Source organism: Pseudoclavibacter sp. RFBA6 (genome assembly GCF_002931575.1).
Taxonomy (GTDB): domain Bacteria; phylum Actinomycetota; class Actinomycetes; order Actinomycetales; family Microbacteriaceae; genus Pseudoclavibacter; species Pseudoclavibacter terrae.
In genome coordinates this window covers 534,841-550,578 of the sequence record NZ_PSUA01000015.1, presented here as the reverse complement: position 1 = coordinate 550,578, position 15,738 = coordinate 534,841, and the positions used below count along the sequence as shown (strand labels likewise).

Annotated in this window: 14 protein-coding genes and 2 tRNA genes; 5 read left to right on the top strand and 11 right to left on the bottom strand. The window is 68.0% G+C overall.

The window, feature by feature from the left end; translation table 11 throughout:
- Positions 1-475: 475 nt before the first annotated feature.
- From C5C17_RS17310 to serS, 8 genes are all read right to left on the bottom strand, one after another.
- The gene (locus C5C17_RS17310; protein ID WP_104254596.1) at positions 476-1,321 is read right to left on the bottom strand and encodes a Cof-type HAD-IIB family hydrolase; all 846 of its coding nucleotides are present in this window, start codon (positions 1,319-1,321) and stop codon (positions 476-478) included.
- A 171-nt stretch (positions 1,322-1,492) separates the two neighbouring features.
- Positions 1,493-1,582: transfer RNA gene (locus tag C5C17_RS17305), tRNA-Ser, on the bottom strand.
- Positions 1,583-1,683: 101 nt separating this feature from the next.
- Complete coding sequence (locus tag C5C17_RS17300) at positions 1,684-2,976, bottom strand: LCP family protein (protein ID WP_258066272.1); 1,293 nt, start codon at positions 2,974-2,976, stop codon at positions 1,684-1,686.
- Between the two features lie 105 nt (positions 2,977-3,081).
- On the bottom strand, positions 3,082-4,431 hold the full coding sequence (locus C5C17_RS17295) for an LCP family protein (protein ID WP_104254595.1): 1,350 nt from the start codon (positions 4,429-4,431) through the stop codon (positions 3,082-3,084).
- Positions 4,432-4,460: 29 nt separating this feature from the next.
- Positions 4,461-4,548: transfer RNA gene (locus tag C5C17_RS17290), tRNA-Ser, on the bottom strand.
- 98 nt (positions 4,549-4,646) lie between these two features.
- The gene (locus C5C17_RS17285) at positions 4,647-6,152 is read right to left on the bottom strand and encodes an LssY C-terminal domain-containing protein (protein ID WP_104254594.1); all 1,506 of its coding nucleotides are present in this window, start codon (positions 6,150-6,152) and stop codon (positions 4,647-4,649) included.
- Positions 6,153-6,160: 8 nt separating this feature from the next.
- A complete protein-coding gene (locus tag C5C17_RS17280) occupies positions 6,161-7,015 on the bottom strand; it encodes an HAD family hydrolase (protein ID WP_258066271.1) in 855 nt (284 codons plus the stop codon).
- On the bottom strand, positions 7,012-8,277 hold the full coding sequence (gene serS, locus C5C17_RS17275) for a serine--tRNA ligase (protein WP_104254593.1): 1,266 nt from the start codon (positions 8,275-8,277) through the stop codon (positions 7,012-7,014). Before serS ends, C5C17_RS17280 begins: the two co-directional genes overlap by 4 nt.
- An 84-nt stretch (positions 8,278-8,361) precedes the next feature.
- Here serS and C5C17_RS17270 point away from each other — a divergent pair, with 84 nt between their 5' ends.
- The 3 genes from C5C17_RS17270 (at position 8,362) to C5C17_RS17260 (ending at position 10,385) form a co-directional block, all read left to right on the top strand.
- Positions 8,362-9,531, top strand: a complete 1,170-nt coding sequence (locus C5C17_RS17270) for a diacylglycerol kinase family protein (protein ID WP_104254592.1) — start codon at positions 8,362-8,364, stop codon at positions 9,529-9,531.
- Between the two features lie 165 nt (positions 9,532-9,696).
- Positions 9,697-9,945: a helix-turn-helix domain-containing protein gene (locus C5C17_RS17265; RefSeq protein ID WP_104254591.1), complete on the top strand. Its 249-nt coding sequence runs from the start codon at positions 9,697-9,699 to the stop codon at positions 9,943-9,945.
- Positions 9,946-10,070: 125 nt separating this feature from the next.
- On the top strand, positions 10,071-10,385 hold the full coding sequence (locus tag C5C17_RS17260; protein ID WP_104254590.1) for a DUF6907 domain-containing protein: 315 nt from the start codon (positions 10,071-10,073) through the stop codon (positions 10,383-10,385).
- A gap of 39 nt (positions 10,386-10,424) precedes the next feature.
- On the opposite strand, the gene C5C17_RS17255 is transcribed toward C5C17_RS17260, so the two are convergent.
- Together C5C17_RS17255 and C5C17_RS17250 are read right to left on the bottom strand one after the other, a co-directional pair.
- Positions 10,425-10,688 carry a hypothetical protein gene (locus tag C5C17_RS17255; RefSeq protein ID WP_104254589.1) on the bottom strand — a complete coding sequence of 88 codons (264 nt, stop codon included), beginning with the start codon at positions 10,686-10,688 and terminating at the stop codon, positions 10,425-10,427.
- A gap of 219 nt (positions 10,689-10,907) precedes the next feature.
- Positions 10,908-12,335 (bottom strand): hypothetical protein, encoded by a 1,428-nt coding sequence (locus C5C17_RS17250; RefSeq protein WP_104254588.1) that lies wholly within the window; start codon positions 12,333-12,335, stop codon positions 10,908-10,910.
- Between the two features lie 439 nt (positions 12,336-12,774).
- Between C5C17_RS17250 and C5C17_RS17245 the strand changes: the two genes are divergently transcribed.
- Positions 12,775-13,077: a DUF6907 domain-containing protein gene (locus C5C17_RS17245; protein ID WP_104254587.1), complete on the top strand. Its 303-nt coding sequence runs from the start codon at positions 12,775-12,777 to the stop codon at positions 13,075-13,077.
- A 3-nt stretch (positions 13,078-13,080) separates the two neighbouring features.
- Here C5C17_RS17245 and pheA read toward each other — a convergent pair whose 3' ends face one another.
- On the bottom strand, positions 13,081-14,028 hold the full coding sequence (gene pheA / locus C5C17_RS17240) for a prephenate dehydratase (protein ID WP_104254586.1): 948 nt from the start codon (positions 14,026-14,028) through the stop codon (positions 13,081-13,083).
- Between the two features lie 67 nt (positions 14,029-14,095).
- On the opposite strand from pheA, the gene pgm reads away from it, so the two are divergent.
- A complete protein-coding gene (gene pgm, locus C5C17_RS17235) occupies positions 14,096-15,724 on the top strand; it encodes a phosphoglucomutase (alpha-D-glucose-1,6-bisphosphate-dependent) (protein ID WP_104254585.1) in 1,629 nt (542 codons plus the stop codon).
- Positions 15,725-15,738: the final 14 nt, after the last annotated feature.

The window sequence follows — 15,738 nt, the reverse complement described above, 5'->3', positions numbered from 1 at the left end:
CCGAAGTGCGATGACAAGTTTGAAACTGACAAAAAACAAAACAACACCAAACCCGAAGGCTCAGTACTGACTTGTATTGTCCAAATATGTTTCCAAAAGAAATCCTTGCCCCTCCAAAAAGAAGAGGCACGGGATCAAATTGGCATTTGACATAGTGCACGCTGTTGAGTTCTCAAGAATCGGACGCTTCTCGTTTCCGGTCTATTCGACCATCTCCCGAGAGCAACCTCTCTAACCTACATCAGGATTTGAACCTTGTCAACTCGAGCTGTGCGAGATTCGCAATTGCTACTGGACGTTCGTGGTCCTGATGTTGAGTTGTGTGCGCCTCTTCCTGGCCGGTTTCCCTGCCGCTCGGAAGCAACCTGTGTAACTTACCCGCGTTTCGATCCAGAGGTCAAACCACCCACGAACCCGGGCGTGTCGCACCCGTGGGCGGGCACGCAGACCACGCACGGATGGACGGCTCCGAGCCCTACCCGACCAGGCCGTGGCGGGCGAATGCAGTGAAGATGCCGTCCTCCAGCACAGTGGTGGTGACCTCATCGGCAAGCTTCTGCAGTTCGGGGTCGGCGTTCCCCATCGCGATCCCGACGCCGCACACGTCGAACATCTCGATGTCGTTCCAGCTGTCACCGATGCCGATGGCATCAGCGCGGTCCAGCCCAAGGTGCTCGAGCACCTTGTCTATGGCGGCACCCTTCGTGGTGCCGGGAAGACCGATCTCCCCGTCGGAACCACCGGGCAGCGGCATGCTCCCCCGCACGATGTGGAAGCGCCCGCCGAACTCGGCCTTCGCCCGGTCGACTGCTCCGGGCTGCTCGGTGAAGAACACCGCCTTCGCGATCCGGGCAAGCGGTGCGTCCGCGATGGGCTCAGCGGAGAAGCCCTCTTGCGGCGAGGTCTGCGGTTCGACCTTCCCGACCTGCGCGGTCTGCAGGTGCTGCATGAGTGCCGCTCGTGTGGCCTCAGGTGCGTAGACGCGCTTGTCGCTCTGCAGCAAGTAGTGGAGGTCGTGCTTCTCGAAGTGCGCGATGAGGGCATCGAGCTCGGCCCGCGGCATCGTCTCCTCGTGCACGCGAACGTCTCCCACATCCGCGAAGGCCCCGCCATTGGTCACAGCCCCGTCGAACCCGATATCGAGCACCGCCTGCGGGATGTGCCCCGCCGCTCGGCCAGTGCAGAGGTAGACGAGGTGCCCCGCGGCGCGCGCCTCGCGCACTGCTCGCACGGTTGAGGGAGCGATCCGACGCCCGTGGTCGAGGATCGTTCCGTCGACGTCGAGGAAGGCGATCTTGGGACTGGTTGAGCGTTCTGGCATGTGACCTCACGTTGGTTCGGAGTGCAGGGGCACTGACCAACCAACCATATGCCGTGCGCGCCACCCCAGGACCGGCGGGTGGTCGCTGCCGCAGTGCCGCCACCGGATGCACGAAACCCCGGCTCCGAGCTGGGCTCGAACCGGGGTTTCATCTTGGTGTTCTCTGCAGAGCGGAGACGAGGGGATTTGAACCCCTGGTCCCCTCAAAGGGGACTCCACCTTAGCAGGGTGGTGCACTCGGCCGGACTATGCGACGTCTCCAAGACTCACCTATCGTAGCGGGTCGCGAGCCAAGTTCCGAACCGAGCGAAAAATTGGTGCGGGACTGCTCGCGGCACGCGCCGGCCAAGGGAGTCGAGCGACTATCCGAAGAGGGTCGTCGGGTTGGAGCACGACTCCTGGTCGGCTGCCTGCCCCGCGAAGGTGGGGGCCGGGGTCGCGACCGGCGCGTTCGGGTCGACGGGCGCATCCGTGGCCGCCTCCTCTCCGGTCGTGCCGTCACCAGTCGTGCCGTCGGCGGCCGCGCCGTCCTCACCGGTCGGCGCCCCGGCAACCGACAGCGGCTGGTCGGCCGCGAGCAGGTCCCACATGGCCGTCGCGTCGGGCTCGAGCGGCATGACCCGCGAACCGTCGTAGTCGGCGGTCGGCAACTGCACGAAGGAGATCTTCGACAGATCCACCTGGTTGAGCGCGGACGCCATGCCCATGAGCGTCTGCACGTCGGCGAGCGACTTCGTCATCTTCATGTTCTGCGTCGCCGCGACCCCGAGGCCGTACAGCTTCGTCGGGTTCGCGAGGGTGCCGGCGCTCTTCACCTCGCGGATGAGCGACGACAGGAAGACCTGCTGGTTCGCGATGCGCTGCAGGTCGCTGCCCCCCACGCCGTGGCGGGTACGGAGGAACTTCAGCGCGTCCTCACCCTGCAGCGTGTAGTTGCCGGGCTGCAGGTAGAGGCCCACGTAGTCATCACTGATCTCGTTCGCGACGCACACGTCGACGCCGCCCACGGCGTTCGACATCTCGATGACCCCGAGGAACTGCACCATCGCCGCGTACGGGACATCCAGTCCGCTCATCGCCTCGACCGTCTCGACGACGCAGCCCATGCCGCCCTCGCCGAGGATGCTGTTCATCGGCACCTCGAAGCGCTCCTCCTGGGCGACACCCTGGTCATTGGTGCACGCCGGCTGGTCGACGATCGTGTCGCGGGGGATGCTGACGACGGATGCGTGCGTGCGGTCGGCGGAGACGTGCAGCAGCATGTTCACGTCGTTGAGCACGCCGGACGCGTCCTCGTCACCCTCCCCGTACTCGGCACCCTGGCCTGTGCGGTCATCGCTGCCGACGAGGAGGATGTTGAAGCCGCCCTCGATCTCGTCGAACGCCACGGTGTCCTCGTCATCTCCGCCAGGATTCGGCAGCACGTCGAGCCGCCCCCAGAGGCCGGCGACAGCGATGCCGCCGATGGCGAGCACGCTCACGAGCGCCACCGACAGCGCGATGAGCAGCCCCTTGCCAAGCGAGCGAGCCGCGGACGTCACCGGGAGCCGGCCGTGCTGGGCGACCCCACCGCGCGCATCCGGGTGCAGGATGCCGTCGTCACCGGCGCGGTCGAAGCGCTGAGCGCTGCTCCCCCGTCGTCGAGAAGTCGTCACAGGTGCGGGCCTCCCCCGAAGCGTACGTGGAGTTCGTCAGCATAGGCCGCGCGAACGTGGATCACCTGACCACGCCCGAGCGGCGCGCGGCGCGGTTCGGTGAGCTCAGAAGAGCGACGTGCTCGCGTTGGAGCACGACTCCTCGTCGGCGCGCTGACCGGCGAGCGTTGGCTGCGGCACGGCTGTCGTCGGCGCCGTCTCGACCGGAAGACCAGTTGCCGGGTCGACCGGGATGCCCGTGGCCGGGTCGATCGGGAAGCCGGTGGTGGGGTCGATGACCCAGCCCGTCTCCGGATCGATGTTGACCGTCGCGTTCGGATCCGCGGGCGTCTCCGTCGCCTCTGGAGCACCAGCGACCTCGAGCGACTGGTCGGTGCGCAGCAGCTCCCACATGGCCGTCGCGTCCGGCTCGAGCGGCTGCACGCGCGCCGAGTCGTACTCGCCCGTCGGCAGCTGCACGAACGTGATCTTGTCGAGCGGCACCTGCGAGAGCGCCATCGCCATGCTGACGAGCGTGTTGGGGTCGGTGAGCGAGCTCGACATGGTCATGTTCTGCGTCGCCGCGACACCGAGGCCGTAGAGCTTGACGGGGTTCGTGAGCGTGCCCGCGCTCTTGACTTCGCGGATGAGGGAGGACAGGAACACCTGCTGGTTCGCGATGCGGGTGAGGTCGCTGCCGTCGCCGACGCCGTGGCGGGTGCGGAGGAACTTGAGTGCATCCTCGCCCTGCAGCGTGTAGTCGCCCGGCTGAAGGTACAGGCCGACGTAGTCGTCGTTGATCTCGTTCGCCACGCAGACGTCGACGCCGCCGACGGCGTTGGACATCTCGATGACGCCGCGGAACTTCACCATCGCCGCGTACGGGATCTCGATGCCGCTCATCGCCTCGACCGTGGAGACGACGCAGTTCATGCCGCCCTCGCCGAGGATGCTGTTCATGGGGACCTCGTAGGCCTTTTCCATGGCAACGCCCTGGTCGTTGGTGCAGGCCGGCTTGTTCACGATCGTGTCTCGCGGGATGCTGACGACGGATGCGCTCGAGCGGTCCTCCGCGATGTGCAGGAGCATGTTGACGTCGTTCAGCACGCCGTCCGCATCAGCTTCGCCCTCGCCGAACTCGGCACCCTGCCCGGTGCGGTCATCGCTGCCGACGAGCAGCACGTTGATGCCGCCCTCGATCTCGGCGAAGCTCGCGGGCTCCTCCGAACCTGACGGGTCGGCGATGTCGAAGGTCGTGACCTTCGCCTGCAGGTTGATCCAGGCGAGCGCCCCGACGAACATGACGCTGACGAGCGCGACGCACAGAGCGATCGTCCCCGTCTTCACCACCGAGTTCGTCGGCGTCGTCACGTGCAGCTTGCCGTGGCGTGCCGAGGTGACCTTCGGCACTTCGTCCTTGACGCCCTGGCCCGGGACGAAGCCGCGCCGTGCGCGGGAAGGTCCGGAGTGCGTCACAGGCGGGGTTCCTCACGTCAGGGGCTTGGTGGCGGAGGGCGTGGGATTCGAACCCACGAGACATTGCTGCCCACTGGTTTTCAAGACCAGCTCCATCGGCCGCTCGGACAGCCCTCCAGGATTGCTCACAACGATTCAGTATCGTTTTCGAGCTTGTCGCGTGTCCATGGTAACCGAAAGTGAAATCTCTGGTTACACGGCGAGGACCCGCGACCTCACGAACGCTGCCGCGAGTACTGACGCGCTGGCTTCCCTGACAGAGCCAGCAGGGACAGGATATCCAGAGCCGTGAACGCGAGGGTAGTGCTGAACCTGATTTCCTCGTCGCCGGCCCACCAGCTGCCGAACTGCAGCGCGATCGACGCCGCCGCGTAGAGCAGCAGCGTGATGCGGGCCCAGTTGACGCCGCGCAATACGAGCACCCCGAGCAGCAGCGACGTGATGACGATGATGGCGCCCGCGATCATCGTCACGATCCACGCGGGTTCCGCGAGCGTCGCCGCGTCCGCCCCGGCGAGGTCCGCATCAGCGAGCACCACCCGCATGCCGTCCGGCCCGAGCAGGGCCAGCGCCCCGAAGAAGAGCAGGGCGAGGACCCCTCGCCCGAAGACGACGATGGCGCCGAACGTCGTCGTGATCGGACGCCCGTGCCTCCGCACGGCCTCGCCGACGGAGGCCTCGACCGGATTCGATGAGCTGAGGGGCTCGAACGCCGCCCGCTTCCTCGCCGAACGCTCCGGACGCGCGTGCACGGATGCGGGGCCCGAGGCCACGGGCCCCGGGGCAGAGTCAGAGACAGAGTCAGAGTCAGAGTCAGGAGCGACCGTGGCCCGGCGCTCGGACGCGGCGTTCGCCAGCGGCTCGAGCGCCGGGAAGGAGACGCCCGTCGCAGCATCCACAGCGCTCGGGAGCTGGAGCACCGGAAGGTTGCCGTCGGTGCGAATCGAGTCGCCGCCCCCGTTGCGCGAGTGGTAGCCGGTGGAGAAGTCCTTCAGGATCGCGACCGACGCCCGCGGCGTGCCCTCGAGCACGGTCGCGACGATGTGGTCTCGCTCGACATCGGTGTCCGCGTCGATCTTGTGCGTGACCTGCAGCGTGAAGAGGGAGAAGCCGACGGCACGGTCGAACGTGCCGGCCGCGAGCCAGTCGACACGCGTGCCGCCTGGGAGGAGCCAGCCATCCGGACACTTCCAGAACCGCACGTGGTGCCGCTTCGCCGGGTTCCCGGCGACTTCCTGCTGGTAGGCGAAATCCTGCTGCCGCCCGAAGAGGAACAGGGGGCTCACCGGTGCCTCGTCGTAGCTGCGCCGTGTGACGGTCGAGGAGATGATCCCGAGGCTCGTGCGCAGCGAGATGTCGTCGGCCCGAGTCCAGCCCGCGGCCCGCATCGCCTCATGCAGCTCGGCCTCGTGACCCAGCAGGCCCAGGTTGATGGGGTCGCCCAGCAGGCCATCGCTCGTGCGGGCCCTGCCGATGAAGTAGTCGGGCACGTACACGGTCGTCAGGATGCGGTGCATGCGCGGCAGCACCAGGTAGGCGAGGAGCGCCCAGAAGATGACCAGGAGCAGGATCCCCCACCAGCCGACCTGCAGGGAGTCGTCGGCGACGAGGAAGGCGAGCCAGATCGCGGCCAGCCCCGCGAACACGAAGAAGAAGCCGTCGAGGCCCTGCCCGATGGCGGCGAGCGGGTGCTTCCGCCTCCGTGGCACGTCGACGGTCATGCTCGTGCCTAGCCGAGCTTGCTCAGCGCCGTGCCGAGGCCGTCGTGGGCGAAGTCCGGCGCCAGCACATTGCCGGCGTCGATGACCCTCTGCGGCGCGTCGCCCATGGCGATGGCAGTTCCCCCGTCGGCCGCCCACTGCAGCATCTCGATGTCGTTGCGCCCGTCGCCGGCGACGACGACCCGCTCCATCGGGATGCCGAGCTCACGACGCACACGCTCGAGCGCGGTGCCCTTGTTGACGCCGTCCGGCGCGATGTCGAGCCACGCCGTCCACCCCACCGAGTAGCTCACCTCGTGCAAGCCGAGCCGTTCGATGACCGCCGTGAACTCCTCGATCGAGTGGTCGGGCGAGATGACGACGAGTCGCGTCGCCTCGGCGTCGAGCAGCTGCTCGAAGGGGACTTCCTGCCCCCGCGCCTCGAAGCTGCCGTCGGGGAAGTGCCCGCTGTACTTGAACACGCCGTGCGGGTCCTCGACCGCGAACATGGCGTTCTCGAGGGCGCCGCGCAGGCTCACGAGCACCTCGGTGGGGTCGAACGTCTCGATCCACCGGGTCGCGTAGCCGCCCTGAGCGACGGCATCCCGCTCGAGCGTCATGGCCCCGTTCGCAGAGACATGGAACCGGGAGTCGAGGCCGAGCCGCTCCGCGATGGGGCGCGTGTCTGCCCAGCTGCGGCCCGTCGCGAGCATGACCTCGTGGCCTGCCGCCCGCAGGCGACGGACCTGCTCGAATGTGGCCTCTGGGATAGCGCCGTCGATGCCCAGGATCGTTCCGTCGATGTCGAGCGCCACGAGCATCCGCTCGCCTACGGCACCCGCCTCGTTCGAGGCGCCCAAGCCCGTCAGGCTCTCCGCGCTCACGCGACGGGCTCCATGACCTCGAGGCCGCCGAGGTACGGGCGCAGGGGCTCCGGGATGAGCACCGAGCCGTCCGCGCGCTGATGCGTCTCGAACAGTGCGACGAGCCAGCGAGTCGTCGCCAGCGTTCCGTTGAGCGTCGCGACCGGCGTGGTCTTCCCCGACTCGGTGCGGTGACGCGTCGACAGACGTCGCGCCTGGTAGGTCGTGCAGTTCGACGTCGACGTGAGCTCGCGGTATGCGTCCTGCGTGGGCACCCAGGCCTCCACGTCGAACTTGCGGGCAGCCGAGGAGCCGAGGTCTCCAGCGGCAGTGTCGATGACGCGGTAGCTCAGGCCAAGCGACTGCAGCACCTCCTCCTGCCAGCCGAGGAGCCGCTCATGCTCCGCCTCCGCCTCCTCTGGCTTCGCGTAGACGAACATCTCAAGCTTGTTGAACTGGTGCACGCGGATGATGCCGCGAGTGTCCTTGCCGTGCGAGCCGGCCTCGCGGCGGTAGCAGGTCGACCAGCCGGCGTAGCGAAGCGGGCCGCCTTCGAGGTCGAGGATCTCATCTGAGTGGTACCCCGCGAGCGCGACCTCGCTGGTGCCCGTCAGGTACAGGTCGTCGTCCTGCAGGTGGTACACCTCGTCGGCGTGCTCGCCGAGGAATCCGGTGCCGCGCATGATCTCGGGCTTCACGAGCGTCGGCGTCGTGAGCATCACGAAGCCGTTGCGGATCGCGACGTCGAGGGCGTACGACATGAGGGCCAGCTCCAGGCGCGCGCCGATGCCGCGGAGGAAGTAGAAGCGCGCACCGGAGACCTTCGCGCCGCGCTGCATGTCGATCGCGCCGAGCATCTCGCCCAGCTCGAGGTGGTCGCGCGGCTCGAAGTCGAAGCTCGGCCGCTCCCCGACGGTCTTGAGCACCTCGAAGTTCTCCTCGCCCCCGGCCGGGACCCCCTCGATGACGAGGTTCTGGATGCGCCCCATCGCAGCATCCGCAGCCGCGCTCGCCTCGTTGGCGGCCTGGCTCGCGGCCTTGACGCTCGCGGCGAGCTCCTTCACCGAGGCGAGGATCGCCGGCTTCTCCTCCTTGCTGGCCTTCGCGACCAGCTTGGACGCCGCGTTCTGCTCGGCCCGCAGACGCTCGAACTCGGAGATCGCCGACCGGCGAGCCGCATCCGCCTCGAGGGCCGCGTCGACCGTCGCCGGGTCGTTGCCGCGCGAGAGCTGCGAGCGCTTGAGAAGGTCGGGCTGGTCACGGAGAAGCTGGGCGTCGATCACGCGCCAAGCCTAGCTGGCGCAGGTGACGCGAGCACGAGCGAAGCTCGGCGCTCACGCACACCATGGCTGTCCTAGGCTCACTGCATGCCGCATACCGCCCAACAGGGTTCAGACAAGCTCGCCGCCATCGTCGTCAACCCAGTGAAAGTCGACACGAAGGCGCTGCGCGCAGCTGCCGCCGAGAGCGCCGAGCGGTACGACTGGCCAGAGCCGCTCTGGTTCGAGACGACCGTCGAGGATCCCGGTGCCGGGCAGACGAAGGAGGCTATCGCCGCCGGCGCGACCATGGTCATCGCCGCGGGAGGCGACGGAACCGTTCGGCTCGTCGCCGAGACGCTCGCCGGCACCGACGTCGCACTCGGCGTCGTACCAGGCGGGACCGGCAACCTGCTCGCCCGCAACATCGGCATCGAGGTCGCCGGGGGTGTGACCGACACGGTCTCCGAGATGGTGCAGAGCGCCTCGACCATCCTGCCGGGCGCGAAGCCCTCCTCGCTGCCCATGACCACCGTCGCTCGCGCCGTGGAAGTGGCCTTCGGCGGAGTGGATGCTCGCATCGACCTCGGCTGGGCCGCCGTCGAACGCGAGGACAAGACCCGCGAGCGCATGGCCTTCACCGTCATGGGTGGCGTCGGGATCGACGCCGGCATGATCGCGAACACCTCGGAGGACCTCAAGAAGAAGGTCGGTTGGGTCGCATACCTGGGGGGCATCCTGCGCTCCGTGGCCAACGGACCCAACTTCCACCTGCGACTGCGCGTCGACGGCAAATCGCATGCCAGCACGCTGCGCGCCGCCACCGTGATGGTCGGCAACTGCGGCCTGATGCCCGGCGGACTCCACCTGCTCCCTGACGCCGAGATCGACGACGGACGACTCGACCTCGCCATCATGCGCCCAAACGGACTCCTCGGCTGGCTGCAGATCTACGGGCGCATCGTCGTGCAGTCCGGCATCATGCGCCGCACCGACGTGGGCCGGCGCATCCTGCTGGAAGGTCGCAAGCACGTGCGTGCGCTCACGTACGCGCAGGTCGAGGAGGTCACCTTCCGCCTCGACTCGGGGCCGGAGGAGTTCGAGGTCGACGGCGACGCGGCCGGCCGGATCACGGCGGCGCGCATCTGGATCGAGCCGTCGAGCCTCACCGTGCGCACCCCGAAGCCCATCCCCGAGAACGAGGGTCTGCGCACACTCGCGCGACGGCTCGGCCTGGCTTCAGAGGAGAAGTCGCCCGATCAGCCTGCGCTCACCTGAGGCGGCGCGCCCGGGGAGCACGCTCGAGACGGGCGGCTTCACCGGTCGCGCGCCTAACTTTCTCACCGGTCTCGCCCGGCAGCTTGCATGTTCGGGGAGCGAAGGGCGAGAATGCTACTTATAACTCTGTAGACTCATGAGTAGCATTCCTCCATCATTTGGGACATGGTCGGTGAACTCCAGCGAAGCGTGGGCAAGAACATCCGTCGAATTCGGCTCGCGCGCGGCATCAGCCAAGAGGCCCTCGGCGCGGTCGTGGGACTGCACCGCACGTACATCGGCTCCGTCGAGCGTGGCGAGCGGAACATCACTCTCCAGACGCTCGAAGGCATGGCAGAGCTCCTCGGCGTTGCCGCCATGGAGCTCCTCGACGACGACACCTCAGCGCAACCGGGCGCGACCCCCAGCACCTGACCTCGCAGCCCCATCGCAACAATGTCGGTGGCAAGCCGTAGCTTGTCGGTGCAGGGCAACGAGAACAGACTGTGCCGGGTCCCCTCGCTTCCCTCCCGCTGATCCGCCGACACCTGGAGCGATCGATGACGCACGCCACCGGCACGAACACCTGCCCGACCTGGTGCATCGCGCTGCACCTCGACGGCGACACCCTGCACCACGGAGCGAGCATCGAGCTCGCGGTCATGCGGCGCCCCAGTCCCGGTGAGCGCCTGTTCCGACCGGAGCTGCCCGCGACGCCGATCACGCTCGAGCTCGTCGCCCATCAAGAGGCGGGTGAGCCTGGGCCGTGGATCGCGGTCCTCCACGAGGGCGCGGCCGCCCTCGACCTCACCACGGTGAGCGCCGAGCACCTCGCCTCGGCCCTCCGCGACCTCGCGGCCGATACGCGTCGCTGAACGCCGCGCGTCGCTGAACGCCGCGGACAGCCTCGGTCGTCAGTCCGAACGGGCCGCTCCCCCGCCCGGCTCGTCGACCTCATCCTGCTCGGAGCGCGCGTGCCGCCGCATCCACACGACGAAGGCGACGAGCAGCACGACGATCACCCCGGAGAGCACGGCGATCGTGACCACCGCAGCCCGGGGAACAGCCTGCTCCGCGGCATCCGAAGCCACCTCGACGGCCTGTGCCTGCACGGGCCCCCAGAAGAACAGTGCCGCGCCGAGGAGGGCGGCGATGATGGCGAGCCCGACGTGACGCATGCGTCGATGCGGGGTGTGGCGAGGGGTGTGGCGAGGGCTGTGGCGAGTAGCTGACGACACGTCTGTCTCTTCTCCAAATGCGGCTGCGGACGCCAGGACGCGCGCATCCGGAGACACGACTGCGTCCTTCCGTGCGCGAAAAAGGGCGGCCCACCCCGTGTCGGGGTAGGCCGCCCAGTCTCTCAGACCGGCGTGCGCCGGACCTGGACCTGCTGGCGCCTAGGCGTCCTGCTTGCGCTTCTTCTGCGCGAGGAGGAGCACGGTACCGGCGAGCAGCACCGAACCGGCGATGCCGAATGCAAGCGTCGCGTCGAACTCGCCACCCGTGGTTGCGAGCGTGTCGTCGCCGCCAGCGGCCGCCGCAGTCTCAGTCGGGGTCGCCGACGTCGACGCGGATTCCGAAGGCGAAGGCGTGACCGTGATGGTCGTGCCCGGCGTCGACGTCGGCTCCGTGGTGGCCGTGGGCGTGGGCTCGGTCGTCGCGGTAGCCGTGGGCTCCGTGGTTGCCGTCGGCTCGGTCGTCGCGGTCGCCGTGGGCTCCGTCGTTGCGGTGGCCGTGGGCTCCGTCGTTGCGGTGGCCGTGGGCTCCGTGGTTGCCGTCGGCTCGGTCGTCGCCGTCGCCGTGGGCTCCGTCGTCGCGGTAGCCGTGGGCGTCGGGGTTGCCGTCGCTGTCGGCGTCGCCGTAGCCGTGGGGGTTGCCGTCGGCGTCGCCGTCGGAGTCGGGGCCACGTCGAAGCCGAGGGCGATGCGGATGTTCTTGCGCAGCTCGAGCTGCTCCGCGTCGCTCCACAGGAACTCGAACTTGTCGGCAAGCACCGTGTCACCCGTGGGCTGGACGTCGGTGACGACGAACGCCGCCCAGGTCTCGGCGTAGTCCTCGACGATGTTCATCGCCGCGTAGTTGCTGACGTAGTCCGACTCGTGGGTCGCGTACCAGGCGTTGGCGACGTTCCAGTCGTAGTTGTCCTGCGGGGGCGCGGCGTCGCCGTAGGGCTCCCAGAAGTTCTCGTGGAAGCCGAGGATCTGCGAGTCGGGCTGCGGGCAGCCTTCCCAGAGCTCGAGCTTCTCGCAGGACGCGTAGGTGAGGTCGACCTCGTCCGTGTTGAGCGAGAGCACGTGGGCGAACTCGTGGATGAGGGTCTCGGTGAGGATCGCCTGGTCGTCCGCGTAGGCGAGGTTGACCTTCAGCTGCCACTTGGAGGGGTCGGCGCTGTCCTGGTTGACCGAAGCGGCGGTGTTGCTGCTCGGGTTGTTGTAGGTCTCGTACGTCGACATGTGCTCGTTGATGAAGGCAGGCGTCGCGATCTTGACGTAGATCTCCCAGATGGCTGCCTCGTCGGGCGTGACGCCCGCTGGGAGCTCTGCTCCCGGCTGGATGACGTAGTTGCGCACGGGCTCCGTCGAGCGCGACAGGTGCGAGCGGGTGTCGTCTCCGTGGCGCGACGGTGCCGCGACCGGCTCCGTGCGAGATCCGGTGAGGTCCTCGCTCGGGGTGTCGGCGAGCGCAGGGGCCGAGCCGAGGCCGGCGGAGATCGCGACGATGCCGCCGATGAGTCCGATGGATGCGAGCGTCTTGCGGACGCCGCCGCGAGCCGACATCGAGCGCGAGCCCGTCTCCGACTCAAGCTGTTCGAGCTGCTTCTTCAAGCGTGGGCCCCTTCGTTGGTTGCGGGTCGTGTCGGTGCTGCGAGGCACCGCTTCGCAAGGGGCGGCCACCCGCGTGGTGGTCATGCTCTCGCTCTGCGTCGCTGAGGCGGTGTCCCGCCATCCCACCGGAGCCGTCCGGGAACCGGGGTTGGTTAGCACGCGAAGGTGGGAGTCAGCAAAGTGCTTGACCAACGTAACAGGACCGTGACCTTTTGCAAGGGGCGAATTTCGGGTACTTCTCCCTCTGGCGCCGGAATACGCGGTGCGCTAGGCAGCCCAGAGCGGAGGGCACGCGAGACCGGCCCGACGCCAGGCGGCACAGAATGTCGGCGGTCACTTCTACGGTGTCCGAACAGCCCAGCAACCGCTACGCGCGGCAGCCGCCCCGGCTGTGCCGGACCGGGGCAGCCTTCCGCGTGCACACCAGAGGAGAACGCGCATGATCACGCGATCCGGCACCCCGCTCTGCCCAGCGTGGTGCATCGCCCTGCACCTCGACGCCGATGAGACGCTGCACTATGGCGCCAGCAGAGAGGTCTCCGTGGTCACGCGAGCCCCGGCGTCCCACCGCGAACGTCAGCACGCGTTCGCCATCGACACGCTGGTGCTCGTCCAGCATCAAGAACGCCACGAACGCGTTCCTTGGCTCGCGATCCTGCTGCGAGGCGGCCCGGTGCTCGATCTCACGATCGACAGCGCACACCGTCTCGGCACGAACCTCACCGAAGCCAGCGCGCGATGAGCGTCAGCCGCGCAGCGAGCTCAGCCAGTCGACCGCCTCGCCGAAGTGCTCGTCGCCCCACTTGGGGTCGACGACGACCGGCTTGCGGTCCGCCCGCGGGTACGAGCCGAGGAAGATGACGTGCGGGCTGAACCGGCGAAGGCCGAGCAGCGCATCTGCGACCCTCGCGTCGTCGATGTGGCCATCGAGATCGAGCACGAAGCGATACGAGCCGATGCGGTCAGGCAGAGGGCGAGACGTGATCATCGACAGGTTCACGCCGCGAGTCGCGAACTGCTCGAGCATGACCATGAGCGACCCCGGGAACTCCTCTGGAAGCTCCACGATGAGACTCGTCTTGTCAGCCCCAGTCCGAGCCGGAAGCCCACGGCTGAGGCTCACGAGCGCGAACCGAGTGCGCGCTGTCTTGTTGTCCTGGATGCTCTCGCCAAGCACGGACACGTCGAAGCGGTCCTCGACCCCTCGCGGCGCGATCGCGGCGTCGATGTCGCCCCGCTCGTCGAAGAGCGCGTTGACGCTCGAGATGTTCGAGTTCGCAACGACGTGCTCATGACCCGGCACGTTGACGTGCAACCACCTGCGGCACTGGCCGTACGCAACCGGATGCGCCGACACCGTGCGTACATCCTCGAGACGCGTTCCCGGCCGCACGACGAGGCTGAACGAGATCGAGACCTCGTACTCGCCCGCGATACGAAGCCCCGGGATCGTCGCGAGCGCATCCTGCGACGCCGTCACGCCACCCTCGATGCTGTTCTCGATCGCGATCATGGCCGCCACGCTGCGCCCGGAGGTGACATCGGCGAGCGCCTCGCCGACGTTGCTCACTGGACGCCAGATCTGCCCCTCGGCCGCCTCGACCTGGCGAAGCGCCGCCTCCGTGAACGTGCCAGCCGGCCCGAGGTAGGAGTACGTCTCTCGCTCATCTGGCACGGTGCTGGCATCGGTCATGGGGTTCAGCCTATGCCGATGCATGAGTTCCTCCCCACGAGACACCGCACGGTGCCAGACTGAGGGCATGCACGATCGCGCTGGCAGCCTCGCCCTTGAAACTGACCTCATCGATCTCGACGCACTCATCGCTGCGTACGCCGAGAAGATCCCCGACCCCGCCGTGTCGACGCAGCGCGTCGCCTTCGGCACGAGCGGCCACCGCGGCTCGAGCCTGAACTCCTCGTTCAACGAGACGCACATCCTCGCCATCACGCAGGCCATCGTCGAGTATCGAGCGGCTCAGGGCATCACCGGCCCGCTCTTCATCGGACGTGACACGCACGGACTCAGCGAACCGGCCGAGCGCAGCGCCCTCGAGGTGCTCGTCGGCAACGGCGTCACCGTACTCGCCGATCTCGACGACGAATGGGTACCGACCCCCGCGCTCTCGCACGCGATCATCCGCTACAACGCCGACCCGGCCAACACCGAGCAGGCAGACGGCATCGTCGTCACCCCGAGCCACAACCCCCCGCAAGACGGCGGCTTCAAGTACAACCCCCCTCACGGCGGGCCGGCGGACAGCGACGCGACCGGTTGGATCGCGAACCGCGCCAACGAGCTCATCGAGGCTGGCCTCGAAGGCGTGAAGCGCGGCACCCCGGACACGAGCAACGTGGGCCGCCACGACTTCAAGGGCGACTACGTGCGCGACCTGAAGAACATCATCGACGTCGACGCCATCAAGCGCGAGGGTGTGCGCATCGGCGCCGACCCGCTCGGAGGGGCCAGCGTGCGCTACTGGCAGGCCATCGCCGACGAGTACGGCCTCGACCTCACGGTCGTGAACCCGGACGTGGACGCGCGCTGGCCGTTCATGACGCTCGACTGGGACGGCAAGATCCGCATGGACCCGTCGTCGCAGTCCGCTATGGCCTCCGTGCTCGCACGCCGCCACGACTACGACATCCTCACGGGCAACGACGCCGACGCCGACCGCCACGGCATCGTCACCCCAGACGCGGGGCTCATGAACCCCAACCACTACCTCGCCGTCGCCATCGACTACCTGTGCGCGAACCGCCCCGAGTGGTCCGAGTCGGCCGGCATCGGCAAGACGCTCGTGTCGAGCACCATGATCGACTTCGTCGCAGCATCGCTCGGCCGCACGCTCGTCGAGGTGCCCGTCGGCTTCAAGTGGTTCGTGCCAGGCCTCATCGACGGCTCCATCGTGTTCGGCGGCGAAGAATCCGCCGGAGCCTCGTTCCTCCGCAAGGACGGCACCGTCTGGACCACCGACAAGGACGGCATCCTCCTCGCCCTCCTCGCCGCGGAGATCATCGCCGTCACCGGCAAGACGCCGTCGCAGCGGTACGAGGAGCTCGTCGCCGAATTCGGTCGCCCCGCCTACGAGCGCGTCGACGCGCCGGCCACCCCCGCCCAGAAGGCGGTGCTCGGCAAGCTCGACGGCGACGCGATCTCCGCGGTCGCGGTCGCCGGCGACCCCATCACGGCACGCCTCAGCCACGCACCTGGCAACGGTGCGGCAATCGGCGGAGTGAAGGTCACCACCGAGAACGCATGGTTCGCCGCCCGCCCGTCCGGTACCGAGGACGTCTACAAGATCTACGCCGAGTCGTTCAAGGGCCCCGAGCACCTGAAGCTCGTGCAGGCGGAGGCCAAGGCGATCGTCGACGCGGCGCTCGGTTCCTGACCGCGCACCCCGGC